Source organism: Luteibacter sp. HA06 (genome assembly GCF_054061215.1).
Genome location: NZ_JBSSDZ010000001.1, coordinates 696,509 through 719,962 on the forward strand (window position 1 = coordinate 696,509; position 23,454 = coordinate 719,962).

Here is a 23,454-nt window from a genome sequence, read left to right on the forward strand (position 1 = left end):
GATAAGCCTGTTGGGAGCAGTGCGACGGCGATGTGAGTCATAAATCCGCCCTGAGCAGCCTTATAGCAGGGCAAGCCATACGGGTATTCCCGTGCCGTGCCGCCCCGCCCAGCTTCATGGATAATGGGCCTCCCCCATTCCAAAGCATGGGTATCACCTTGCTTCTGATGATCGACAACTACGACAGCTTCACCTTCAACCTCGTCCAGTACCTGGGCGAGCTGGGTCAGGAGGTCAAGGTGGTGCGCAATGACGCCCTCACGGTCGCGGATATCCGCGCCATGGCGCCGTCCCGCATCATGATTTCGCCGGGACCGGGTACGCCGGACGATTCGGGTGTGTCGATCGACATCCTCCGCGAGCTGGCTGGCGAGCTGCCCATTTTCGGGGTCTGCCTGGGGCATCAGGCCATTGGCCAGGTGTTCGGCGGCAAGGTTATCCGGGCGCGGGAGATCATGCACGGCAAGACCTCGCCGGTGATCCATCGGGGGCAGGGGGTCTTCGCCGGCCTGCCGAATCCGTTCGAGGCCACCCGCTACCACTCGCTGGTGGTAGAAAAGGACTCCGTGCCGGACTGCCTTGAAGTCACGGCCTGGACAGAGCGCGAAGACGGCTCGATCGACGAGATCATGGGCCTTCGCCATCGCACGCTCGACATCGAAGGCGTGCAGTTCCATCCGGAGTCGATCCTGACCCAGCACGGTCACGACCTGCTGCGTAACTTCCTCGGCATGCCGTTGCCGCTCGCCGCGTAAGAAAGGATCCCCGTTCCATGCCGATGACTGCCTCCGAGGCGCTGCAGCGCACGATCGAGCACCGCGAGATCTTCCATGACGAGATGATCGAGCTGATGCACCAGATCATGCGGGGCGATGTCAGCCCGCTGATGACCGCGGCGATCCTCACCGGACTTCGGGTGAAGAAGGAGACCGTTGGCGAAATCACCGGCGCCGCGCGTGTCATGCGCGATCTCTCCGCCAAGGTCGACGTGGGCCCGCACCCTCACTTCATCGATATCGTCGGTACCGGTGGCGACGGCGCATCCTCGTTCAACATCTCCACCGCGTCGATGTTCGTCGCGGCGGCGGCGGGCGCCCGCGTGGCCAAGCATGGCGGGCGCAGCGTGTCGTCGAAGTCGGGGAGTGCCGATGTCCTCGAGGCGCTTGGTGCGCGGATCGACCTCCTGCCGGCCCAGGTGGCCGTGTGCATGGACGAAACCGATATCGGTTTCATGTTCGCGCCCAACCACCATCCGGCGATGAAGGTCGTCGCACCCGTTCGCAAGGAGATGGGCGTGCGGACGATCTTCAATATCCTCGGCCCGCTGACCAACCCCGCTGGCGCACCGAATATCCTCATGGGTGTATTCCATCCGGATCTGGTCGGCATCCAGGTCCGTGCGCTGCAGGCGCTGGGCGCGAAGCACGCCCTGGTGGTCTGGGGCCGTGATGGCATGGACGAGATTTCCCTCGGCGCGGCCACCCTGGTGGGTGAGCTACGCGACGGCGTCGTGCGTGAGTACGAAGTCGAGCCGGAGGACTTTGGCCTTTCCATGGCCTCGAGCCGGAATCTGCGCGTGGATGACGCAAACGAGTCGAAAGCGATGCTGCTGGACGCCATTTCCGGTGTTCCGGGCGTGCCGCATGACATCGTCTGCCTGAACGCCGGGGCCGCCTTGTATACGGCCGATGTGGCGCCTTCGATTCAGGCAGGCATCGATCTGGCGCGGGCGACCATCGCAAGTGGCGCCGCTCGTGCAAAAATGAACGCGTTCGTGGCCGCGACGCAGCGGCTCGGCGCCTGATATCGTCGGGGCTCCCCACCCCGTCCTTACCCAAGGAAGCGCTTCGATGCCCGACATTCTCCATCGCATCCTTCACCGCAAAGCGGAAGAAGTCGCCGAGCGTAAGCGTACGCGTTCGCTTGACGACCTTGCCGCCCGCGTGGCGGACCTGGAGCCGACACGTGGCTTCGTCGCTGCGATCGACGCCAGGCTGCATGACGGCCATGCCGCGGTCATCGCCGAGATCAAGAAGGCCAGCCCCAGCAAGGGACTGATCCGCGCCGACTTCAATCCCGCGGAGATCGCACGCAGCTATGAAAAGGGTGGCGCGGCGTGCCTGTCGGTACTGACCGATGCCGACTTCTTCCAGGGCCACGAAGATTTCCTGCGCGAAGCGCGCGAGGCCTGCTCGCTGCCGATCCTGCGCAAGGACTTCATCGTCGACGAATACCAGGTGTACGAGTCCCGCGTGGTCGGGGCCGATTGCATCCTGTTGATCGTTGCGGCCTTCGGCAGCAAGGAAGGCGACGACGTCATCTACGACGAGAACGCGCTGCTGGAGCTCTCCATGCTTGCCGCGGAGCTCGATCTGGACGTGCTTGTCGAAGTGCACAACGAAGCCGAGCTTGAGGTTGCCCTGGGTCTCCCGGCCCCGCTGATCGGCGTGAATAACCGTAACCTGCGCACGTTCGAGACATCGTTGGGAACATCGCTCACGTTGAAAGACCGCGTCGGGGCGGAGACCGCCATCGTTGCCGAATCCGGCATCCACACGCTGGAAGACGTACGCAAGCTGCGCAACGCGGGCATCCATACCTTCCTCGTCGGCGAAGCGTTCATGCGCGCCGCGGATCCGGGTGCCGAGCTGCACAAACTCTTCGGTACATCCCCCCACAGTCACCCGCACGAACACTAGAAGCCGAATGAATCAGGGGATTGAAACGGCGGTCGTCGATGACACCGCCGCTGACGCACGACGCGTCGTTCTGTTCGACTTCGATGGCGTCATCGTCCGTCACCAGACATTGGAACTGTTCTTCCGCGAGCGCCTTTCCGGCGTCGGCCGCTGGCGTGTGTTGCTGGTGCTGCCGTTATTGCCCTTCATTCCGTTCCTGATCGGCACGGTCTCCGGCAATCGCCTGCTTGGGCGGGTCTTCCTTCGCGTAGTGACCTTCGGGCGCCGTGAAGCGACCTATCGCCGCCAGGTGGCCGCTTATGCGCGCACCTACGCCCGGAAGCCCGGCGTGTTCCTGCGCGATGCGGTGGCCACGTTGCGTCGTCACGTGGATGCCGGCGACCGCGTCATCATCATCAGCGGCAACGACCTCACCATGGTCGAGGCGATTCTCGACGAGGTGAGCCTGACCGGCTACGAGCTGATCGCCTCGCAGACGCGCGGTGGCCTGTTCGGCGTGCACTTCACCCGGCACAACGTCGACGGGGTAAAGGTCACGACGCTCGACCGGGCCGGCGTGCCCAGGCCCTGGGCCATCGCCTATAGCGACTCGCTATCCGACCTGCCCATGCTGCGTGCCGCCGACGAGGCGAAGCTCATCAACCCCAGTCCGAAGGCCGGGAAGAAAGCCGGTCGCGTCCTCGGCAGCAAGCTCGAAGTGCTCTACTGGTACTAGCCGTCTGACCCTTGCGTATGGCCTCCCGCCGCCGCTAGCCTCGCTATCCGTCCCCGTCCCCGGATAAACGATGTACCTGTCTTCCCTGCGCGAGCTTGCTCTCGGCAGCCGCCTCAAGGCGCTGAGCGACCACTTCTACCAGGCCGTCGACGAGGTATACCGGGCCTGCGGAGCGGATATCGAATCGCGCTGGTTTCCGGTGCTGCGGTTTCTGCGGGACGTCGGACCCACGACCGTCACGGACATGGCGACAGCCATCGGCCAGACGCACTCGGCAGTCAGTCAGCTTGCCGACCGACTCGTCGATGCCGGCATGGTGGTGCGCCAGCGTGATCCCCAGGACGGCCGGCGTAGCGTGCTCGCCCTGACCGACGCGGGCGAGCGAGCGTTGGGCGCACTGGGTCCGGTCTGGCTGGCGATCCGCCGCGGCATGGCGGAGTCCATGGGGCCGCGCGGTCTGGCTCTGCTGGATGCCATCGACGGCTGCGAGCAGGCACTGGGTGAGCGGCCTCTGGTCGACGCGATCCTCGCCCAACGGGCCACGCTGGCGCAGGAGCAGGTCGAGGTGGTGCCGTTCGATCCCGCCCTGCGGGAGCACTTCCGCCGACTCAACCAGGCCTGGCTCGAGCGCTATTTCCGCGTCGAAGACGTGGATCGTGCCCTGTTCGCCGATCCCGAGGGCATGGTGCTGGCGCAGGGCGGGGCGATCTTCTTCGCCCTGTATGCGGGCGAGGTGGTCGGCACCTGCGCGCTCCTCCGCGAGGATGAGGGTGTCTATGAACTATCGAAGATGGGCGTGGACGAGAACTACCGGGGCCTTGGCGCCGGTCGCAAGCTGCTCGACGCGGCCATCGCCGAATACCGCCGTCTCGGCGGCTCGCACCTGTTCCTGGAGTCCAACAGCAAACTGGCCCGCGCGATGGGCATGTACGAGCGTGCCGGCTTCGTGCGCCAGCCATCCATCCGCCCGGGCTCGCATTACGAGCGGGCGGATGTCTACATGATTTACGAGGGTTAGCGGGTACCGCGAACCACGATGGTCTTGCCGGCGACGTCGATCATTCGCTCTTCCTCGAGCTGCTTGAGCACACGGCCGACCATTTCCCGGGAGCAGCCGACGATCCGGCTGACTTCCTGCCGCGAGATGCGGATCTGGGTACCGTCGGGGTGGGTCATGGCGTCCGGTTCCTGGCACAGGTCCAGGAGGGTGCGCGACACGCGATTGGTCACGTCCATGAAGGCCATGCGGCTGACCTGACGCGACGTGCGCAGCAGGCGCTGGGTCAGTTGGGAGCCGATCGCGAAGAGCAGCTTGGGGCATTCGGCCGACAGCGGACCCTCGAGCAGCTGGAACAGGCGCTCGTAGCTGATCTCGGCCATTTCCACGGGCGTGCGCGTACGCACGAGTGATTCGCGTTGTGCCTGCTCGACGAACAAGCCCATCTCCCCGATGAACTGTCCCCGGTTGATGTAGGCCAGGATCAGCTCCCGGCCTTCCTCGTCCTCGGTGCAGACGGCAAGCGAGCCTTCGACCACGTAATAAAGCGTGTTGGCGGGATCACCCGGTCGGATGATCGCGGTTTTCCCCGGGTAGCGACGGCGGTGGCAGGCATCCAGGAAACGGCCCATCGAGGCCGGGTCGGGCGCGAAGCCCAGCGGTGCCTGGGAACGTTCGAATGCCTGTTGCAACAGATATTTAAGTTGAGCCACAGCAGATTCCGTTGAGTCTTACTGGCATGGCGTCCCCTTCAACGGCCGACCGACGGAATTCCGTCAGGTGTCGTTGACTCGCCATGTCTCGGGCGGATTATTACGTGAAAGGTGCCCGGCGTGTTCAAATTTTCGCCATCTTGCCTCATAATTTCACCCCCTCGGCGTCCGACCCCTTGTCTTACGCCGTTCATAAGGGGGAGGCACACTTCGGGTTTGCCTGTTCTCTTTCTTCTTTGCGGGGACCCTAGCTGCTAACCCGCGTCTACTGCTGGCCGTTCATCCCCCGGCCTCGGAGAGTCGCTGTGGTCAAACCGCTTCCCCGCCTTCGCCTGCAAGGTTTCAACAACCTCACCAAGGCGCTGAGCTTCAACATCTATGACATCTGCTATGCCGTCTCGGAGCAGCAGCGCCAGAACTACATCGAGTACATCGATGAGCAGTACGACGCTGACCGCCTGACCCAGATCCTGACGGACGTGGCCGAGATCATCGGCGCGAACATCCTGAACATCGCGCGCCAGGATTACGATCCGCAGGGCGCGTCGGTCACCATCCTCATTTCCGAGGAGCCGGTGGTCGAGAAGCTCGGCCGTGACACGATCTCGGGCGCCGTCGTAGCGCACATGGACAAGAGCCACATCACCGTCCATACCTACCCGGAAACGCATCCGCACAACGGCATCGCCACTTTCCGCGCTGATATCGATGTCGCCACCTGCGGTGTCATCTCGCCGCTGAAGGCGCTGAACTACCTGATCGACAGCTTCGAATCGGACATCGTCATCGCCGATTACCGCGTTCGCGGTTTCACGCGCGACGTGAAGGGCAAGAAGCATTTCATCGATCACAAGATCAATTCCGTGCAGGACTACCTGGCCAAGCACATCCGCCAGAAGTACGAGATGTTCGACGTGAACGTCTACCAGGAAAACATCTTCCACACGAAGATGCACATCAAGGACTTCGACCTCGATACCTACCTCTTCGAGGCCCAGGCCGACGACCTTTCGTTCAAGGAGCGCCAGCGCATCGAGTCGCTGCTCCGCCGCGAGATCGAGGAACTCTTCCACGGCCGCAACCTGATGTGACGAAGAACCCCGCGAAAGCGGGGTTTTTTTATGCCTGCGGATTCGCCTTGATGAAGTCGATGAAGGCGCGCAGCGGCGCGGGAACGAGTCGGCGTCCCGGGAAATACAGGAAGGGGCCCGAGAAGCTCGGCCACCAGGACTCGAGCACCGGCTCCAGCGCGCCACTGCGGAAATACGGGCGCAGCCAGTCCTCGAACAGGTAGACGATGCCTGTCCCGCTGATGGCGGCATCGACGGCAAGGTCGGTGCCTCCGCCAATGCGCACGATCATCGGGCCCGACGGGTCGACCACGATCTCTTCGCCATCGCGCTCGAATTCCCAGGGCGGCACGTTGCCGCTCGGAAAGCGGCCGCGCAGGCACGCGTGATCGAGAAGGTCGCGCGGGTGCGCGGGACGACCATGGCGATCGAGGTAGGCCGGCGCTGCCGCCGCCGCAAAGCGCTGGATACGCGGGCCGATGGGCACCGCAATCATGTCCTGCTCCAGGCGTTCGTCGTAACGGATGCCGGCATCGCAACCGGCGGCAAGCACGTCGACGAAGCTCTCTTCGGTTGTCACGTCCAGCGTGATGTCCGGATAGGCGGCAAGGAAGGCCGGCACGATGGCCGGCAAGACAAGGCGGGCGGCACTGACCGGCACATTGAGCCGCAGGGTGCCCGCCGGCCTGTCGCGAAACCCGTTGACCACGTCGATCGCGGCATCGACCTCGTTCAGGGCAGGCCCGAGCCGCAGGAGCAGGCCCTCGCCCACCTCGGTGGGAAGGACGCTTCGCGTGGTCCGGTTGAGCAATCTCACCCCAAGCTGGGTTTCCAGCCGGCGGACTGCCTCGCTCAGCGCGGACGCGCTGCCGCCACTCAGGCGGGCTGCTTCACGGAAGCCGCGTGCGCGCGCCACGGCGACAAAGGCGCTGAGATCGGCAAGATCGACCATGGGAATCCTCGACGGCGCACTGTGCGGAATAGCGCACGACCTGTCCTGATTGTGCACAGTTATCGCGCCAACGCACAGCGCCTAGGATGCAGGTCTACCCAAGGAGATCCCCCATGTCCCAGATCAACCAGGCCGGTACGTTCACCCTCGGCGATCGCACGGTGAAGCGTCTTGGCTACGGCGCCATGCAGCTTGCCGGCAAGGGCGTCTTCGGGCCGCCGAGCGATCGCCAGGCCGCGCTGGCTGTCCTGCGCGAGGCGGTGGAAAGCGGCGTCGATCACATCGACACCAGCGACTTCTACGGTCCGCATATCACCAATCAGCTGATTCGCGAGGCGCTGCACCCTTACCGCGACGATCTCGTCATCGTGACCAAGGTCGGCGCGGTGCGCGGGCCGAAGGGTGAGTGGCACCCGGCGTTCTCCGCCGAGGAACTCACGAAGGCCGTGCACGACAACCTGCGTAACCTGGGCAAGGATGTGCTCGACGTGGTGAACCTGCGTGCCATGTTCGACGTCCACGGTCCGGCGGAAGGTTCCATCGAGGGGCCGCTCACGACGTTGGCCGGGCTGCAGCAGAAAGGGCTTATCCGTCATATCGGGCTGAGCAACGTCACGGCGACCCAGATCGCCGAAGGTCGGAAACTCACGGCTATCGTCGGCGTACAGAACCAGTACAACCTTGCTCACCGCGACGACGACGCACTCATCGATGAGCTTGCTGGCGCAGGCACGGCCTATGTGCCGTTCTTCCCGCTGGGTGGCTTCACGCCGCTGCAATCGTCGACGCTGTCGGATGTCGCGAAGCGGCTCGACGCCACGCCGATGCAGGTCGCGCTCGCATGGCTACTGCATCGCTCGCCCAACATCCTGCTGATCCCGGGCACGTCGTCCGTGGCGCATCTTCGTGAGAATCTTGCTGCGGCCGCCCTGGCGCTCCCAGGTGATGTTATCGCCGAGTTGAACGGTATCGGCAGCCAGAACGCCGGCTGATTCGCAAGGGTGAACGCCCGCCATTCACGGCGCGCGTTCTAACGTGCGGTCATGCGAGCGCTATGGCTGTTCCTGCTGTTGATTGCGATAGCCGGGCTCGTTTGGGTCCGGGGTTGGCGGCCGCCCGACCGCTACAATCCCTGGGCGCCGCTCGACCTGACCGCGTCACCTGATCTTTTCCTGCGCTACAAGCTTATTCGTCTGGGCGATGATCCCGCCGTATGTCGCGCCGCCATCGCCGGCGCGGGGGCAGTGTTCACGACGCTGCCCGACCACGAGGAAGCAAGCGGGTGCGGATGGACCGATGCGGTGCGCCTGTCGGCGCTCGGCGACGTGCGGTTTTCGTCGCCCGTCAGGCTGACCTGTCCGCTGGCCGCCTCGCTCGTTATGTTCGATCGACAGGTGCTGCAACCGTCGACAATGGCTCGCTTCGGTTCGCCCGTACGCGTCGTCGATCATGTAGGCAGCTATGCGTGCCGGAACATTTATCACCGCGAACAGGCGCCCCTGAGTCGCCATGCGCTTGCCGACGCGATCGACGTCACCGGCTGGCGGTTGGCCAACGGCCGACGGGTGAGCATCGAGGAGGAATGGGCATCGCCCGACACCGGGCTGTTCCTGCACGGCTTGCAGCACGACGGTTGTCGCTACTTCGGCGCCTTCTTCGGGCCCGACTATAACGCTGCGCACCGCACGCACTTCCATCTTCAGGGTGGTGGATATGGCGGTTGTCGCTAGATGCGGTAGGCGACGGCTTTCATGATGGTCGATGCCGCGTGCATGAGGCCGGGCAGTGGCCACGGAAGATCGACGCCGCCGCGCGCCTGGGCCGCCTCCGCATGGCGGATCTCGTCCGCCTGCATCTGGCGCAGGATGGCCCGGCTGCGGTCGTCCTGGACGGGAAGGCGCTCGAGGTGCTCGGCGAGGTGGGCTTCCACCTGGCGCTCGGTCTCGACCACGAAGCCGAGGCTGATCGGATCGCCGACCGCGGCGGCCGCGACGCCGATGGCATAGCTACCGGCATACCAGAGCGGGTTGAGCAGGCTCGGCCGGCTGTCGAGCTGTTTCAGGCGTTCGGCGCACCAGGCCAGGTGATCGGTTTCTTCCTGGGCGGCATGCATGAGGTGCTCGCGGGTTTCGGCGGAGCGGGCGAGGGCGGCCTGGCCGACGTAGAGGGCCTGCGCGCAGACCTCCCCGACGTGGTTGATGCGCATCAGGCCCGCGGCGTGGCGCCGTTCGGCATCGTCCAGCGGGGCGTCGGGCACCGCGTCGCCCGGCGAGCGACGCGATGCCTCGGGCGCGCCAGCCACGGCCTCCATGGCGCGTTCCAGCCCGCTCAGGAGGCGGTCGACGGGGCTCAGGGTGCGAACGGACATGAAAGACTCCTTACGTACGGATACCGCACAGGTTATAATGGTCGACTCCCGAATCCAGATGAAGACGCTGCGGCCGCTTGTCGCGGTAGCCGATCCGGAACCGGGACCGCTTGTGAACGGGCCCCGTGATCAATTATGATTGTCGGCCCGAAGCTCACCTGTACGGTGGGCTTGCGCGATGAGGGAAAAGTCCGCTATTCTCTCGCGCCTTTGCTTTCACCGATTCCGTGTTCCGCCTCACTGTGGCGGCAAACCAGGTATTAGAAATGAAAACGTTCACCGCCAAGCCGGAAAGCGTCAAGCGCGATTGGTTCGTGGTTGATGCCACGAACAAGACCCTGGGTCGTCTTTCGACCGAGGTCGCGCGTCGCCTCCGCGGCAAGCACAAGCCCGAGTTCACCCCGCACGTCGATACCGGCGACTATATCGTCGTGATCAACGCCGAGAAGGTGGCCGTGACCGGTGCCAAGCTGGACGACAAGATGTACCACCGCTTCACCGGCTACGTCGGCAACCTGAAGACCACCAGTCTCAAGGATCTGCTGGCTACCCACCCGGAGCGCGTGATCGAGATCGCCGTCAAGGGCATGCTGCCGAAGAACCCGCTGGGTCGTGCGATGTACCGCAAGCTCAAGGTGTACGGCGGTGCTGAGCACCCGCACACCGCGCAGATGCCCCAGGCGTTGGAAATCTAAGGAATTCACATGGCTACCCAGCAGAATTACGGTACCGGCCGCCGCAAGACCTCCGCCGCCCGCGTGTTCCTCCGCAAGGGCACCGGTGGAATCGTGGTCAACGGCAAGCCGCTCGACCAGTTCTTCGGTCGCGAGACCTCGCGCATGATCGTGCGCCAGCCGCTCGAACTGACCGAAAACGTCGACAAGTTTGATATCATGGTCACCGTCGCCGGTGGCGGCATCACGGGCCAGGCCGGCGCCATTCGCCTCGGTATCTCCCGCGCCCTCGTCGAATACGACGAAGCGCTGAAGTCGCCGCTGCGTAAGGCAGGTTTCATGACCCGCGATGCTCGCGAAGTCGAACGTAAGAAGGTCGGTCTGCACAAGGCCCGCCGCGCAACGCAGTTCTCGAAGCGCTAATCACCAGCGCTTCAAGGTTCGACGCACACGGTCAGAGCGCGTCGAGCTCCAGTTTATTGGGAGATCGTCTAACGGTAGGACGACAGCCTCTGACGCTGTCTATCTAGGTTCGAATCCTAGTCTCCCAGCCAAACAAGAAGAGCCCCGCGAAAGCGGGGCTTTTTTTTGGTTCTTCACGGATTACCGGGGCCGGGCGCTCGGCTTCAAGCCGGGCACTCTTGCGCACCTCGCACCTCGTTCGACTTCGGCCTCGCGGGCTCGCCTTCGCCATCGCCTTCTACACTTGGGCGTTTCGCGGGGAGACCTTGGTGTCCACCCTCGCTGCTCAGACAGGTCCTCCGCGTTCGATGCGGAAGGCCGCTACCGCGGCTCATGTACCTATTTGGCCTACGGCCGCTCCACTTGTGCGGAACTCGCCTCGAGGGTGGACACCAAGGTCTCTCACGACGATACGGTCAGCTGGAAGGAGAGCCAACAGCCGAAGCGGCTTTGCTTTGTCGGCTCGACCCGCACGAACCTCAGGGATGGGAAGAGTCTTCGGTGCCCACCCTCGAGGCGAGTTCCCGACAAGTGGAGCGGCCGTAGGCCAAATAAGAACATGGGCCGCGGTAGCGGCCTTTCCGGTACGAAACGCGAAGGGGTGTCTGAGCAGCGAGGGTGGGCACCGAAGGCTCTGCGCCTTACGCGGCCAAGCAGCGAAGGCTCTGCGCCGTGACCTCCGGACCCGCCGTGGCGTGAGCTGGTCGCAGGCGCCGCATCCAGCGTCCCCGAAATTCCGCGAAGAACCTTTTTTTTGCCTTGCGGAACTGCCCGGCGATTTGCCCGCACGGCCTGGCCTTTGCCCAGCATGTGGACCATCGTCTTCAGGGCCCCATCGGCCACCGGCGGGTACCGGCGCGTCGTCGCGCGGCCGAGCTCGCCGGATGAGACAGCTCGAAGCGCCCTGTGTCACCGCCGCGCCTTCGCTTCAATCGCTGCGCGTCGCCGGAATCCACGACGTCTGAAAGGTTTGCCTCCCCATTGACGGCGCACCACGCCGCCCAGACAGCGCCAAAACAGCACATGCTCGTGACAACCAGGGCGGCCGACCGCAATAGGCGTTCGCGCCACCGGCGATGCAGCCGCGCGATGAGCGCCGGGCGCCGGCCTCGACGTCGCGGCGAGTCCGGGAGAAGTGGACGGCCGGACGGTGGATCGAGGTTTGCACCTATGTCCGGAAACACCACCGGTACGGTCACACGGTAACCACGCTTACGAATCGTCGCAATGTAGCGCGGGGCTCGCGCGTCATCGCCCAGCGACCGGCGAAGTTGGGCTATCGCTTTGTGTACCGGGCTATCGCCATAGAACTGGCCCGCCCAGCACGTAGCGAGCAGCTCGTCGGCCGAGACGACGTCCGGTGCGTGCGAAGCCAGGGCGACCAGCACGTCCATCACCTTGGGTTCCAGCGATATGCGCTCGTCCCCGCGCTCGACGACGCGGCGTGCCGGACGGACGGTCCAGTCGCCTAACGTGAAAAAGGACTGCCTCATGGCGGTGATGCACGTCGCGGCCCGTCCGGACTATGCCGCGGTAACTCCTTGATCGGGGGAGGGAAGAGCGACCGTAAGGTTTCCGGAAGGACACCCGGTCGTCTTTCCGACGACGATTCGCGGCATCACCAACCTGGACGGCACACATGAATGGACTTCCTTTCCCGGGCCCTGGGGCCGGACACATTTTGTCACACGCCTTTGGCGCCAGTGACCGCGGCTCGGGCAGCCGCACGACGGTGGTTCTCGCCGATGAACAAGCGGTGCTGCGGGACGCGGTCGCGGCGGTACTACAGGCGCACGACGGCGTGGACGTCGTCGGTAGCACGGCAGACGGTCGTGAGTGTGTCCGCATGAGCGTCGATGAACGGCCCGATCTTCTGATCTTCGACACCGCGATGTCCGGCATGTCGGGTCTCGAGATGGCGCGCCGCGTGGCCAGGGAATCGCCGGCCACGCGGATGGTCTGCCTTTCGCGGCGGGAGCAGGCACATTGGGTTCGCGCGGCGTTCGATGCTGGCGCGCATGGTTACGTCGTGAAGCGAAACACCTTCGATATTCTTGCGCGCGCTATCGACGGGGTGATGCGCGCGGGCTGTTACGTCAGCCCCGATGTCGCGCACGTGTTGGTCGATAGCTTTCGCGGGCGTTCGACGAGTCAGGGCGGTGCCGGCGGCGAACTGAGCGCACGGGAACGCGAGGTAGCGCGGTTGTATGCCGAAGGACTCGGGACGCGCGAGATCGCGGAGCGCCTGCACCTGAGCATGAAGACGGTGGGGACGCATCGCGATCATGTGATGACGAAGCTCGGCATCCGTGGCATCGCTCAGTTGACGCGTTACGCGCTTCGCGAAGGGCTCATCGATGTCGACGACTGACCAGTCGCCGGGGCGCACTCCCTGGCGAATCAGTCCGCGACCGATATCGCCCACGGCGCCGGGAGCGGATAGTTCAACCAACGGCGCGGAGCTCGCCGAACCAGAGTGCAAACGGATGGCCGACTTCAACCAGTTCTTTCCGATTCTCCTCAAGCATGAGGGCGGATACGTCAATCACCACGCCGATCCGGGTGGGCCCACCAACAAGGGCATTACGCTTGGAACGCTGTCGCAGTGTTCGCGTGAGCTGCTCGGGCTCCCGCCAAGCCTCGACCTCCTGCGCAAACTCACCGACGAGCAGGTCGGGATCATTTACAAGGCGCTCTACTGGGACGCTATCCGGGGAGACGGGATCGCGTCGCAGACCCTGGCTAATCAGGTGTGCGATTTCCAGGTCAATGCGGGATCGACCTCGTCTCGGCTGTTGCAGTCGGTTCTCAACGAGCGCGGCACAAGGCCCCCACTAGTCGTCGACGGGATCGTCGGGCTGCGCACACTTCGAGCCATCGACGCTTGCGACGCCTCGCAGCTGCACTCGGCGTTCAAGACGCGGCGCATGAGCTACTACCGCGATCTGGCACGGCGGCGTCCGTCGATGGCACGTTTCCTCGTCGGCTGGCTACGGCGAGCCGACTCTTTTGTCGACATCCCGCGCTAAGCAAGGAGCCGATACGTGGCTGCAGATACACCACTCCCTGGCCTCATCGAAGCGATGGCTGGCGCCGTGATCGATGCGCAGGACCGCATCGAGCGGCGGCAGATGGCCTACCTCAGCGAGTACTTCGACGAGGACAACCGCCCCAAGAGCATTGTTATACGCATGCCCTCCATGCAGCAGGGCGCGCAGGTCGAGGACGAGGATCTGTACCGGGCCCCGCTGCTGCCGCTGGTTTCGACGAACCTGCTGCGGATCAAGGATGTCGAGATCAGTTTCGATGCCGACCTGGGTCACCTCGTCGAACCCACCCCGGTAGCCCAGGTGACGCCGCCATGCGAAACCGGTCCTGGATGGGAGCTTCGGCGCGAGGCGACACGACCTGTGCTGCAGCTCGACACGACGGCAGCCAGCGGTGGTCGCAAGACCGGCTCGGTGCATGTCGTGATGCGCGTGGAAGGTAGCGAACCCAGCGACGGGATGTCCCGTCTCATGACCCATTTAGCGCAGACCCAAGGGGTCTTCCAGACGTTCAGGCCGGAAAGCTGAGGCAATCCCGGTCGAACCACGCCGCGCATCCGGTGCGGCGTGTCATGCCAACAGTAAAGGAATTACGACATGGCAGAACTCGTGAGTATGTCCAGCCAGTTCCAGGGTCTTCCGATGGGCGATCTCATCGGCGCGCCTTTGAGTGCAGCGTGCGACGGCCAGATCAAACTGGCCCAGGCTACCGCTGACTTCATCAAGGTTGTTGGCTTCCTGCCCGACGCCGAAAGCGCAGACGGCGTCGGCGATACCCGCACGGCGTCGTTCAAGTTCAAGCGTCCGGTGGAGAATCCCGACGGCACCATTACCGACGAAGAGGTGGAACTCGACGTGCCGCTGCTGTCGATCGTCAAGGTGCCCAACCTCGCGATCAGCACGGTCGACATCACCTTCGATATGGAAGTGAAATCGACGGTCACCGAGAAGGAGTCGACGAACAGCTCGCACGCATACGACGCGAACATGTCGATGAAGTTCGGCTTGTTCAAGGCCAACGTCAAGGTGGCAGGCTCGGTGGCTTCGGCCAAGGAAAATACGCGACAGTCTGATAACTCGGCGAGATATCACGTTGCTATCCATGCCGAGGACAAGGGTATGCCGGAAGGCCTTGCCCGCGTCATGGACATCATGCAGACCGCCTGCGCCCCGCGCAAGATTACGCAGATTCCCGCAGCCGCGGCAGCGTAACGGACAGCCGCGGTATCCGGCTCGGGTGCCGCGGCTCTTTCAGGGAGTGACTTCATGTTCGATCTGACGGACGTCAGGTTTGTGAAACGGATTGTCGTGGGTAGCGACAACCCGAACCAGATGCATTCCGAACAACAGGTGGAGGAAGCCGGCGAGCTCCTCAATCGGTGCCTCAGCGAATCGCCCAAGGGCTGCATCGTCGGCATGGAGAAGAGTTTCAAGATTCTCCAGATCGGCGAACACCAGGTGGTGCTGCAGTGGCTCTGCTATCACGTCGGCTTTCCGCGAAAGCCAACGTGGCTCCCGGCGACATAGGCGCCTTCATGGCCCCGACCTCGCTGGACCAACTCCTCGCCGCCGTGAACCACGCGCTGCGTGACGCCGACCATTCGTTGAAGAGACGGCCCCTTGCCGGTGGCCCTCATCTCGCTGAGTTTTCGATGGCCTTCGACTTTCGCCTGCGTTATCGGCGCGTCGCACGTCGACGTGAACTGGTGATGCAACTCGGGCGGCCGCGATTCGCCTGGATGGATCGCCGCCGCGTGCATCGGCTGACGCTCGTATGCCTCGCGAAGGCGGACTGGCGACCCCGTGTGGAGATAGACGGCCATGTCGTCGATCTGCCCGGTGCCTCGTGACGATGGCGCGCCGTTCCGGATCGCTTAGCGAGCTACGCATGTCTTCCGAGTGGGAGGCGATCCTGTTTGGTCGCCTTGGCCTTCCACCACCAACACCCGGCCCGTGGCGAATGCTTGCCCGTCGTGCCGTGGGGCTCGCCACCCCTCGTCTTCTCACCCTCATTGCTCTTCTTGCCGTGCCCTGACCGGAGATACCGATGTTACCCAGCCGCCACCTTCCTTTCTTCCTGCCCGCTGTGATGCTCGCGTTCGTCACCATGTCGTCAACAGCGCGGGACGCACCTCCGGACGAGGGGGCCTGGCGGGGCGTCGTCGCTACATCCGTCCAGAATACGGTGCGCGTCGACCTGACTATCGGGGGTGGGAAAGCGTCGATGCATTTCGGTGAGCCTGCCAATTGCCGCATCGTGGCGAACCATCTCCAGGATGCCGACGGAGCAAGCTATTACCGTTTTACGCCACCGAGAAACGGTGGTGGTTTCTGCGCCCGGCTGTATCCCGGCGACCTGACCATTGATGGGCCAGCTCCCGATTCGATCGCCGTGGTCTTCCAGCGCAGCGAATCGCGTTGGGCAGGCATCCTCAAGCGGGTCGCCCCGACGACGGAGTAGTGCTGTGGACAAGGATGCCGTCGTTTTCGGTTGGATACTTCTTGCCGCCGTCAGTGGGGCGATCCTTCCCGTCGCATTGTCGTCGGAACGTTCACGAGGCCGCGTGGTGGTCAAGGTCATCTGTGGGACGACGCTCGCCGTCTTTCTCGCCCCTGCCGTTGGCAAGCACTACCTGATCGATGCCGACGTCGAGCTTCAGGCCGCAGTGGCCTTTGTCGTCGGCTGCTTCGGTCTCAACCTTGCGATGATCCTCCAACGCGTGATCACGTCGCACGGAGAGAAGCTGGTCCGACGTGTCATAGGAATTTTTCTGAGACGCCCAGGCAAGGGCCGCAGGCGGCAGCCGCCTGATGCAAGCAGGAGTGAGCAGATTCGGCATGGCAGTCGCGGCACCCCCGCCGATGAGGGAGAGTGAGGTCATCGACCATGGGCTGCCCGGCCCACGGACGGCCCTAGGTCGAGCTACCGGTCCAGCGCGATGGTCGCGCGGGCTCGCTAACCTTCCATGGGAATTCCGACATGCGTACTTCGACTCGCTTCCTGCTTTCCTCCCTCGTGTTGCTGCCGCTCGCCGTTACCGCCGTGCATGCACAGAGCGCGCTTTCGCTCGGCCAGGCAACGACGACCGCCGTCGGTGACGTCAGCGCCAGTGCGAACTATCACGTCTACGTCTTCACCCGCGGTGGTACCCGATATATCCAGGTGAACGACGCCAGTGGTGCCGTGCGCGGTGCATTCGCTGTCACCGCTTATAAGGCGGTGGGTCTGCCGATCGGTTCCGATGCGACCCGGCTGGCAACGCCTGACGAGCCCCTTCCCGCACCAGCCGTGACGACGGGCGAGACGGTTTACACGGATAACTCGATCCAGGTGTTCGTGGCACCGCAGCCTAACGGCACCATGCAGCTCATGCTGGCACCGGGTGACTGCAAGAACCCTGCGGAATGCAGCTCGCACGGCCCGTAAGTGACGGTGAATGAGAGGAAATTATCTCGGGGGCCGGGCGAGAGCCCGGCGCTCTTGCGGCAATCAACCGTGACGGTGGGAGCCTGCGTGCGCCACCAGCGGATGCTTCGCGGCAAGTCGCCTTGCGACCTTCACTCCGAAGAGCAGGGACGTGGAGATGACGAAGGCGAGCACCACCTGTGCCTGGATCATGGCCGGATCGCGGAGTTCGAACGAAGTGGCCGCCAGGGCGATGCTCGCCAACATGCCGCCGATTGCGGTGCCGTGCCAGCCGTGGCGTAGCGTGAGGACGACGACGGGTACGGCCATGGCCATGCGCACGCCTTGCAATGCGGGACCATCGAGTTGAGACGCCGCAACCATGAGCAATATGGCTGCGGGCATGGCGATGAACAGTGCGTCACGCGTGAGGCGGCTATGCCACACGGCATTGAACGTGACGACGCCGCCGGGCTGCGAAGCCATGCGCTCACGCAGCGCGAGAATCATCGGGGTGAGCGTCAGTGCGCCAAGGTAAGCACCGAGAAACCACGCGAGAAAGAGTGGAATAGTGACTGCCGGTGCCTCGGAGCCATCTCTCATGGAGACGTTGGCAAGTGCCGCACCGTTGGCGATGCCGTTGATGACGGCGCAGACCATGGTGGCAGCCATGATCAGGCCCATGTGGATCTGCCCATCTTCGCGGAACAGGCCGAAGCGACGGCGCATCCAGGCGACGGCGGGCATCATCAGGGCAATGGGGGGAAAGGAGACGATAACAGCCCAGAGAACGCCGAAGGCCGAGGCGTGCAGCGCAGCCATCTCGGCGATGGGCAGCGTTTCTCCGATCGCCAGCGCGATCCAGTAGCGTCGCGGGACAAGGAAGAGGCAGGCCAGACGGAGGCCTGCCGGGAGCATCCAGTGCGAGAACGACACGTTGCGGGTGAGCTCGTAGCAGGCAGCGTAAGCCCCGGCGACCGCGATGTAGCGTCCCCAGGCTAACGGATCCCTGCTGATTGCACCCATGTTCGCCCCTCTGGCCGATGTGGCTAGTTTGAAGGGTTAACGACCGTGCTGCCATCGAATAGAGGGATTTCGTCGACATTTGCCGATTCAGCCCCCCGATCGTATCGCGGGTCGGCAAGTTCTTGCGAAGTGGCTTTCAGGGTGCTTTCGGGGGAGCGATCTGGCGGGAAAAGTCGTCGTCGATGCGGTCGACTCGCCGCAGGATTCGTCCCTGCGCATCGGTCACGATGACGGTCGGCTCGTGCATCACACGAAAGCGCCTGAACAGCTCCCCGGTTTCGTCAAGGACGATCGGCATGGCGATATGGGTCTGCTTGCGGTAATCGACGAGGTCCTGCTGGCTGGTCCACAACCGGGACGCCACACCCACCCAGCGAACGTCGGGGCGGGTACGCGACAACGCATCGACCTGCTCTCGCGCCGTCCGGCACTGGGCCGCCATCTCCGGACGGCTGCCGTCGCGCTTTTGCGCCAGGTAGCTCTCGCACCACGGCGACAGGAAGAACAGCACGGTGGGGCGTCCGTTGGTGGTCGACGTCCCGGGGAGCTCGCTCGCCAGGGCGGGCGGGGGCAGGGCAGGGATGGAGTCGCCCACGGCAAGTGCGGGTAGATCGGTGAACGTTGTCGTCGCGGCAGTGCTCGCGGTCGGTGTGCGGCGCGCGGCAAGCAAGGCGGCGTCCAGCTGGGCGTTCGCGGCGTGGCCGACGTACTGGATACGCCCGTCGCGACCGATGACGATGTGCTGCGGCGTCACCTGGACGTTGAATGCAGTGCCCAGGCTGCCATCGTCGAAGACGATCGGCATGCGCAGGCCCACCTGTTTCTGCAATTCGCGTACGCGCGCCACGCTATCGTCGTAGCCGACGTCGATGGCGATCACTTCGAGGTCGTCACCGGCCTGCTCGTACACGCGCTCGAAATGCGGCATCTGCTCCCGGCAAGGCACGCACCAAGTCGCCCAGAATTTCAGGTAGATGGCTTTCTTGCCAACGAGTTTCGACAGGTCGATCGTCTTGCCGTCGATCGTATGCAGGACGACGTTCGGTGCGGCGGTGCCGACCAGGCTGCGCGCGGCTACCGCGGCACGCTGCTGGCCGTCCTGGGCCTGCGTGGACAGCACGATGACGGAAAGAAGCAGGAACACTGCGAATCTGGGCATGAGCGGTCGTCGCGAGGGAAGATTCCGCACACACTCGCACGCCGCCAGATGTCACGCCAGACTCAAGTCTGATGCGAACCGCTGTACCAAGACCGCCGTGATACCGGCTAGTCGGTGTCGCCTGGTCCACCGTTGCCGCTCGTCGTGCCCAGGTGCAGCTCCTTGTCGAGGGCTTCCTCGACATCGCAGTACGGCTTCGCTGCCTGCGTGACGCGTGTCTGCCGGAAGGAAAGCCACGGATCGCCGGGCGCTTCGTCTTCGTTGCGCACGAGGTCATACCAGGTGAAATGCACGGGGGCGGCATCGGCGAAGCTCTCGCCCATGTCGCGTTGGGCGATAACCAGCATCACGTGCTTGTCGTCGCCCGAGCGAAGCAGGCGGAAGTCGTGCAGGACACAGTCCGCGCCGCCGCCCACGGTGATCTCCAGGCGCTCTGCGGTGTCGCCCTTCAACACCTGTCCGAAGACAGGTATGACGTTCCAGAAAGCCTTCTGGCCGGCCGCCTTGTCACGGGCGTAGAAGCTGATCACGTCGAAGCCATGGGCGTTGTAGTTTTCGCGCCACGCGCGCACGGCCATGGCCGGCTCGCCGAGCAACGTGATGGTGTTCACCCCGTTTTCCACGGGAATGACCCTGGGTCCGGTGCCTTCGGCGGCGACCGCCGAGGTCACTGCCAGCGCGATCAGGGCCAGGGATCGGAAGAAGTTACGGCGACGCATGCGCGATGAGTCCACGGGAACAGGCACGCAGTGTAAAGAATCGGGGCGAGCCGTGGCCTACCAACGAAACACGCGGGGGCCAATCAGCGCGCCGACCACGGTGGGGATCGCCATGCCAAGCAAGTACCACGTCGACCAGAACGCGGGCGACATTTCCGGACAGTGCAGGCAATACGCCATGGTTGCCGAGGCGCCGGCGAGTACGCCGACCGCCGCACCGGCGACACGAGGGCGAACCGGTGCCATGCCGCGGACGGCCCAGAGCATGGCCGAGAACGTCGGGGTGGAAAGCAGCGCGATGAGGACGGGGCAGACGCGCCATGTGTGGCCCAGCAGCAGGGGCAGGCGCGCACCGGCTGGCGCATGGGCCAGCACGACCGCCATCCCGACCCACGCGACCGCGACAGGCGCAGCCAGGCCGGCCCAGCGTGCGCCGATGCGAACGCCCGGGCGCGACAGCCTGAGGGTGAGCCACAAGGCGGCGCAAGCGATGCTGGTGGCAAAGCCCAGACGTAGCCAGAACATCGGCAGATGGATGGCTTCGGCAATGTCCGGGCGCACTCCCAGTCCTACCGCCATCAACAAGGTGGCGAAGGTGCAACCCAGCAGAAGCGCGAGCGCGAAGCGACGTGCCGGAGCGCGACGGTCGACCGGTGCGGTTCCGTTGGCGAGCATGGCAATGAAATCGTCGGTTTTCATGCGCTACCCCGTATCCGCGCGGCAAGTGCCTTCAGGCCGCGATGCACGCCCACCTTCACTGCGGATTCCGAAATGCCGCAACGTCGTGCTGCTTCGGCGACGGACAACCCCTGCAGCTTCACGAAGACGATCGGCAGCCGATGCCTGTCCGGGAGCTGCTCGAGGAGGCGCCCGACGTCACGGCGTGCATCGGCCGGCTCGACATCGGACTGAACGAAGAGGCTGCCATCGTCTTCGAAGGGCTCGTGCAAGGCCTCGCGTCGGGAATGAGCGCGAAAGAAATCCATGAGCTTGTAGCGCGCGATGGCATGGACCCACGCGGTCAGGGGCTGGTCGTCACGATAGGTGTGTCGCGCATTGTGCACGGCGAGCAGGGTCTCCTGGAGGATGTCTTCGACGTCGGCTAGCGCACGCGGCAACCTGCGACGCAGGTAGGCGCGCAAATGGGAACCGAGACCGTCGAGAAAGCGCCGGTATTGAACGGCGTCGCCAGCCAATCCGCAAACAAAACAGCTCCGAAGTTCGATCTCCGTGGCCGTGAGTCCGTCAGTTACCCGATCCGTGGGAAATGTCGCTGTTATTGCTGAGCTATCCATGGACAGCGATATAGCCATGTCCGGCCTGCTATCGCAAGCAGTCCGGTTCGAGGCTGGCGACGATGACATAGGGGGCATGGAGGGTAGTTCGTCAGAGCGAAGCGTTTGGTTACACCTTGAAGAAGGAGTTGTGTGGGAGCCGGCTGTGCCGGCGATGGGGCTGAGAGGGAACTGGCTATCGCCGCTGAAGCGGCTCCCACACGAAGCGCGGGGAGGTGTAACCAATCGGCCCGTCGTGGCGAACTGGTTCGTGAAGCCGGACAGCCCGTCCGTCCCTCCCCCAAGGAGTTCGCATGAACCATCGCCACGTTGCATCCCTTGCCTTCACCCTCGCTGCCCTCGTCGCCGGCGTTGCCCACGCCGATGCCCAGAAGGACGCCGCGAAGCCGGCCGTCGAAAAGTGCTGGGGCGTCGCCAAGGCAGGGCAGAACGATTGCGCCGCCGGCCCGGGCACGACCTGCGCAGGTACCGCCAAGGCTGACTACCAGAAAAATGCCTGGAAGAATGTTCCCGCCGGCACCTGCACGGCGATCAAGACGCCCAAGGGCAACGGCTCGCTGACCAAGGTCGGCTGAACCACTCTCATGAGCATGTCGCCTGCCGCCGGCATCGGCTTCAAGCCCCAGCACTTCGACGACGTCATGTGTTGCACGTCGGAGGGACTGTGGCTTGAAGTGCATCCGGAGAACTACATGGTGGACGGCGGTCCGCGGCTTGCCATGCTCGACGCCCTTGCGGAACGGTTCCCCCTCTCCCTGCACGGCGTGTCGCTGTCGCTCGCCGCAGCTGCCCTACCGGATGAGGCGCAGCTGCGGCGGCTACGCCGTCTTGTCGACCGCGTTCAGCCGGTACTCGTGTCCGAGCACCTGGCGTGGTCGACGTGGGCGGGTCGATACGTGCCGGACCTCTTGCCGTTTCCCCGGACGCACGAGGCATTGGCACAGCTCGTGCGCAACGTCATTCATACCCAGGAGCAGCTCGGAAGGCGGATATCGCTGGAGAACCCGTCGCACTACCTGACGTTGGACGGCCACGACTGGAGCGAGACGGACTTTGTTGCCGAGCTGGCCCGGCGCAGCGGTTGCGGATTGCTGCTCGACATCAACAACGTCTACGTCAGTGCGCACAATCTTGCGACGGACCCGCTCGCTTACCTTGAAGCCTTTCCACTGCACGCTGTCACGGAAATCCACCTTGCCGGCCACACAACCGATGGCGAGGTCGCCACGCTGTTGGTCGATTCGCATGACACGGCCATCGCTGATGACGTGTGGTCGCTCTATCGACACGTCGTGTCGTGCGGCGGTGCGCGGCCGACGCTGATCGAGCGGGACGGTGACGTGCCGGCGTTCGCCACGCTGCTCGACGAGCGCGAGCGCGCGCACGCTTTGTTGCAACAAGACGCGGTGGCCGCATGAGCACCCTCGCCTGCTTCCAGGACGACTTCAGGGCGGCGCTCGACAACCCCGCATCCGACTTCCTGCCTGCGGAACAGCCTTCGTTCGACATCTATCGCAATACCGTGATGCGGTCGTGTCTCGATGCGCTGGAAGCGAATTTTCCAGCCGTTGTCGTGCTTGTCGGGCGCGAATGGTTTCGGGCAGTCGCCGCTATCCACGTCTCACAGTCACCGCCGCGCGATGGTCGGATGTTCGCCTATGGCGATGAGTTCGCGGACTTCCTCGCAAGCTTCCCACCGGCGGGCGAATTGCCCTATCTGGCCGATGTCGCACGTCTGGACCGGTTGTGGACGGAGAGTCTCGTTGCCGCCGACGCCAACGTTCTCGCAGCGGCCGATGTCGCGCTGCTTGGCCCTGAATCGCTCGGTGAACTGAGGCTTTCGTTGCATCCGGCAACGCGCCGGTTCGAGGCAACCGTTCCGGCCGTGTCGATCTGGCAGGCAAGCCGGGCCGGCGTCGCGGTCAGCGCCGAGCTTATGTGGCAAGCCGAATACGCCATCGTCAGCCGGCTCGGGAACGAGGTCGGTGTCACGGCGGTCGACGCGAAGACATGGTTCTTTCTCGACGCCATCGCGAACGGTGCTTCGCTGGCCGATGCCGCGCTTTCGACAGTCGACAGTCATCCCGGTGCACCCATTGATCGTCTCCTGGCCAGCCTTCTGCAGGCTGGCGCATTCGCTAACTGAAGGACA

31 protein-coding genes and 1 tRNA gene are annotated in these 23,454 nt (G+C 64.2%); 23 read left to right on the forward strand and 9 right to left on the reverse strand.

Annotated features, from left to right (window positions below; translation table 11 throughout):
- Positions 1-158: 158 nt before the first annotated feature.
- The 5 genes from ACVWWJ_RS02975 to ACVWWJ_RS02995 all read left to right on the forward strand — a co-directional run bounded on the left by ACVWWJ_RS02975 (position 159) and on the right by ACVWWJ_RS02995 (position 4,432).
- Positions 159-755 carry an aminodeoxychorismate/anthranilate synthase component II gene (locus ACVWWJ_RS02975; protein WP_159894306.1) on the forward strand — a complete coding sequence of 199 codons (597 nt, stop codon included), beginning with the start codon at positions 159-161 and terminating at the stop codon, positions 753-755.
- 17 nt (positions 756-772) lie between these two features.
- Positions 773-1,804 (forward strand): anthranilate phosphoribosyltransferase, encoded by a 1,032-nt coding sequence (trpD, locus tag ACVWWJ_RS02980; protein WP_456966720.1) that lies wholly within the window; start codon positions 773-775, stop codon positions 1,802-1,804.
- 46 nt (positions 1,805-1,850) lie between these two features.
- Entirely contained in the window at positions 1,851-2,699 is an 849-nt protein-coding gene (gene trpC / locus ACVWWJ_RS02985; protein WP_456966721.1) for an indole-3-glycerol phosphate synthase TrpC, read from the forward strand.
- A 7-nt stretch (positions 2,700-2,706) separates the two neighbouring features.
- Complete coding sequence (locus ACVWWJ_RS02990; RefSeq protein ID WP_456966722.1) at positions 2,707-3,414, forward strand: haloacid dehalogenase-like hydrolase; 708 nt, start codon at positions 2,707-2,709, stop codon at positions 3,412-3,414.
- 70 nt (positions 3,415-3,484) lie between these two features.
- Positions 3,485-4,432: a bifunctional helix-turn-helix transcriptional regulator/GNAT family N-acetyltransferase gene (locus ACVWWJ_RS02995; protein WP_456966723.1), complete on the forward strand. Its 948-nt coding sequence runs from the start codon at positions 3,485-3,487 to the stop codon at positions 4,430-4,432.
- Here the strand turns inward: ACVWWJ_RS02995 and crp are convergent.
- Positions 4,429-5,124, reverse strand: a complete 696-nt coding sequence (crp, locus tag ACVWWJ_RS03000) for a cAMP-activated global transcriptional regulator CRP (RefSeq protein ID WP_046966863.1) — start codon at positions 5,122-5,124, stop codon at positions 4,429-4,431. The two genes, ACVWWJ_RS02995 and crp, sit on opposite strands and share 4 nt — an antisense overlap.
- A gap of 305 nt (positions 5,125-5,429) precedes the next feature.
- Between crp and speD the strand changes: the two genes are divergently transcribed.
- On the forward strand, positions 5,430-6,215 hold the full coding sequence (speD, locus tag ACVWWJ_RS03005; protein ID WP_036109987.1) for an adenosylmethionine decarboxylase: 786 nt from the start codon (positions 5,430-5,432) through the stop codon (positions 6,213-6,215).
- A 28-nt stretch (positions 6,216-6,243) separates the two neighbouring features.
- Here the strand turns inward: speD and ACVWWJ_RS03010 are convergent, their stop codons facing one another.
- Positions 6,244-7,146 (reverse strand): LysR family transcriptional regulator, encoded by a 903-nt coding sequence (locus ACVWWJ_RS03010; protein ID WP_456966724.1) that lies wholly within the window; start codon positions 7,144-7,146, stop codon positions 6,244-6,246.
- A 113-nt stretch (positions 7,147-7,259) separates the two neighbouring features.
- Here ACVWWJ_RS03010 and ACVWWJ_RS03015 point away from each other — a divergent pair, with 113 nt between their 5' ends.
- A complete protein-coding gene (locus ACVWWJ_RS03015) occupies positions 7,260-8,138 on the forward strand; it encodes an aldo/keto reductase family oxidoreductase (RefSeq protein WP_456966725.1) in 879 nt (292 codons plus the stop codon).
- Between the two features lie 51 nt (positions 8,139-8,189).
- Positions 8,190-8,876, forward strand: a complete 687-nt coding sequence (locus tag ACVWWJ_RS03020) for an extensin-like domain-containing protein (protein WP_456966726.1) — start codon at positions 8,190-8,192, stop codon at positions 8,874-8,876.
- On the opposite strand, the gene coq7 is transcribed toward ACVWWJ_RS03020, so the two are convergent.
- Complete coding sequence (coq7, locus tag ACVWWJ_RS03025; RefSeq protein ID WP_456966727.1) at positions 8,873-9,514, reverse strand: 2-polyprenyl-3-methyl-6-methoxy-1,4-benzoquinone monooxygenase; 642 nt, start codon at positions 9,512-9,514, stop codon at positions 8,873-8,875. The genes ACVWWJ_RS03020 and coq7 overlap by 4 nt on opposite strands.
- A gap of 266 nt (positions 9,515-9,780) precedes the next feature.
- On the opposite strand from coq7, the gene rplM reads away from it, so the two are divergent.
- The 3 genes from rplM to ACVWWJ_RS03040 all read left to right on the forward strand — a co-directional run bounded on the left by rplM (position 9,781) and on the right by ACVWWJ_RS03040 (position 10,742).
- On the forward strand, positions 9,781-10,209 hold the full coding sequence (gene rplM, locus ACVWWJ_RS03030) for a 50S ribosomal protein L13 (RefSeq protein WP_046966859.1): 429 nt from the start codon (positions 9,781-9,783) through the stop codon (positions 10,207-10,209).
- Positions 10,210-10,218: 9 nt separating this feature from the next.
- Positions 10,219-10,611, forward strand: coding sequence for a 30S ribosomal protein S9 (gene rpsI / locus ACVWWJ_RS03035; protein WP_036138010.1), 393 nt, complete (start codon positions 10,219-10,221; stop codon positions 10,609-10,611).
- A gap of 57 nt (positions 10,612-10,668) precedes the next feature.
- A tRNA-Gln gene (locus tag ACVWWJ_RS03040) sits at positions 10,669-10,742 on the forward strand.
- 732 nt (positions 10,743-11,474) lie between these two features.
- Here the strand turns inward: ACVWWJ_RS03040 and ACVWWJ_RS03045 are convergent.
- Positions 11,475-12,143 (reverse strand): winged helix-turn-helix domain-containing protein, encoded by a 669-nt coding sequence (locus tag ACVWWJ_RS03045; protein WP_456966728.1) that lies wholly within the window; start codon positions 12,141-12,143, stop codon positions 11,475-11,477.
- Positions 12,144-12,331: 188 nt separating this feature from the next.
- On the opposite strand from ACVWWJ_RS03045, the gene ACVWWJ_RS03050 reads away from it, so the two are divergent.
- The 9 genes from ACVWWJ_RS03050 (at position 12,332) to ACVWWJ_RS03090 (ending at position 17,124) form a co-directional block, all read left to right on the forward strand.
- A complete protein-coding gene (locus ACVWWJ_RS03050) occupies positions 12,332-13,021 on the forward strand; it encodes a response regulator (RefSeq protein ID WP_456966729.1) in 690 nt (229 codons plus the stop codon).
- Positions 13,022-13,136: 115 nt separating this feature from the next.
- On the forward strand, positions 13,137-13,679 hold the full coding sequence (locus ACVWWJ_RS03055) for a glycoside hydrolase family 108 protein (protein WP_456966730.1): 543 nt from the start codon (positions 13,137-13,139) through the stop codon (positions 13,677-13,679).
- A gap of 54 nt (positions 13,680-13,733) precedes the next feature.
- Positions 13,734-14,225 (forward strand): DUF2589 domain-containing protein, encoded by a 492-nt coding sequence (locus tag ACVWWJ_RS03060; protein WP_456969648.1) that lies wholly within the window; start codon positions 13,734-13,736, stop codon positions 14,223-14,225.
- Between the two features lie 69 nt (positions 14,226-14,294).
- Positions 14,295-14,909 (forward strand): DUF2589 domain-containing protein, encoded by a 615-nt coding sequence (locus ACVWWJ_RS03065; protein ID WP_456966731.1) that lies wholly within the window; start codon positions 14,295-14,297, stop codon positions 14,907-14,909.
- Between the two features lie 54 nt (positions 14,910-14,963).
- Entirely contained in the window at positions 14,964-15,224 is a 261-nt protein-coding gene (locus ACVWWJ_RS03070) for a hypothetical protein (RefSeq protein ID WP_159896182.1), read from the forward strand.
- Between the two features lie 8 nt (positions 15,225-15,232).
- The gene (locus ACVWWJ_RS03075) at positions 15,233-15,547 is read left to right on the forward strand and encodes a hypothetical protein (RefSeq protein WP_456966732.1); all 315 of its coding nucleotides are present in this window, start codon (positions 15,233-15,235) and stop codon (positions 15,545-15,547) included.
- 197 nt (positions 15,548-15,744) lie between these two features.
- Entirely contained in the window at positions 15,745-16,158 is a 414-nt protein-coding gene (locus ACVWWJ_RS03080; protein WP_456966733.1) for a hypothetical protein, read from the forward strand.
- Positions 16,159-16,162: 4 nt separating this feature from the next.
- A complete protein-coding gene (locus ACVWWJ_RS03085; protein WP_159896176.1) occupies positions 16,163-16,573 on the forward strand; it encodes a hypothetical protein in 411 nt (136 codons plus the stop codon).
- A 104-nt stretch (positions 16,574-16,677) separates the two neighbouring features.
- Positions 16,678-17,124: a hypothetical protein gene (locus ACVWWJ_RS03090; RefSeq protein ID WP_159896174.1), complete on the forward strand. Its 447-nt coding sequence runs from the start codon at positions 16,678-16,680 to the stop codon at positions 17,122-17,124.
- A 63-nt stretch (positions 17,125-17,187) separates the two neighbouring features.
- Here ACVWWJ_RS03090 and ACVWWJ_RS03095 read toward each other — a convergent pair whose 3' ends face one another.
- The 5 genes from ACVWWJ_RS03095 to ACVWWJ_RS03115 form a co-directional block, all read right to left on the reverse strand.
- Positions 17,188-18,129, reverse strand: coding sequence for an MASE1 domain-containing protein (locus ACVWWJ_RS03095; RefSeq protein WP_456966734.1), 942 nt, complete (start codon positions 18,127-18,129; stop codon positions 17,188-17,190).
- 136 nt (positions 18,130-18,265) lie between these two features.
- Complete coding sequence (locus ACVWWJ_RS03100) at positions 18,266-19,288, reverse strand: TlpA family protein disulfide reductase (protein ID WP_456966735.1); 1,023 nt, start codon at positions 19,286-19,288, stop codon at positions 18,266-18,268.
- Between the two features lie 107 nt (positions 19,289-19,395).
- Complete coding sequence (locus ACVWWJ_RS03105; RefSeq protein ID WP_456966736.1) at positions 19,396-20,007, reverse strand: hypothetical protein; 612 nt, start codon at positions 20,005-20,007, stop codon at positions 19,396-19,398.
- A gap of 57 nt (positions 20,008-20,064) precedes the next feature.
- Positions 20,065-20,706 carry a DUF1109 domain-containing protein gene (locus tag ACVWWJ_RS03110; protein ID WP_159892414.1) on the reverse strand — a complete coding sequence of 214 codons (642 nt, stop codon included), beginning with the start codon at positions 20,704-20,706 and terminating at the stop codon, positions 20,065-20,067.
- Entirely contained in the window at positions 20,703-21,617 is a 915-nt protein-coding gene (locus tag ACVWWJ_RS03115; RefSeq protein ID WP_456966737.1) for a sigma-70 family RNA polymerase sigma factor, read from the reverse strand. Before ACVWWJ_RS03115 ends, ACVWWJ_RS03110 begins: the two co-directional genes overlap by 4 nt.
- On the opposite strand from ACVWWJ_RS03115, the gene ACVWWJ_RS03120 reads away from it, so the two are divergent.
- Genes ACVWWJ_RS03120 through ACVWWJ_RS03130 form a run of 3 tightly spaced genes read left to right on the forward strand, consistent with a single transcriptional unit; the run spans position 21,596 to position 23,448 of the window.
- Positions 21,596-21,877 (forward strand): BufA1 family periplasmic bufferin-type metallophore, encoded by a 282-nt coding sequence (locus tag ACVWWJ_RS03120; RefSeq protein ID WP_159892416.1) that lies wholly within the window; start codon positions 21,596-21,598, stop codon positions 21,875-21,877. The genes ACVWWJ_RS03115 and ACVWWJ_RS03120 overlap by 22 nt on opposite strands.
- 9 nt (positions 21,878-21,886) lie before the next feature.
- On the forward strand, positions 21,887-22,720 hold the full coding sequence (gene bufB, locus ACVWWJ_RS03125) for an MNIO family bufferin maturase (RefSeq protein WP_456966738.1): 834 nt from the start codon (positions 21,887-21,889) through the stop codon (positions 22,718-22,720).
- Positions 22,717-23,448 (forward strand): HvfC/BufC family peptide modification chaperone, encoded by a 732-nt coding sequence (locus tag ACVWWJ_RS03130; RefSeq protein ID WP_456966739.1) that lies wholly within the window; start codon positions 22,717-22,719, stop codon positions 23,446-23,448. Before bufB ends, ACVWWJ_RS03130 begins: the two co-directional genes overlap by 4 nt.
- The last annotated feature ends 6 nt before the right edge of the window (positions 23,449-23,454 follow it).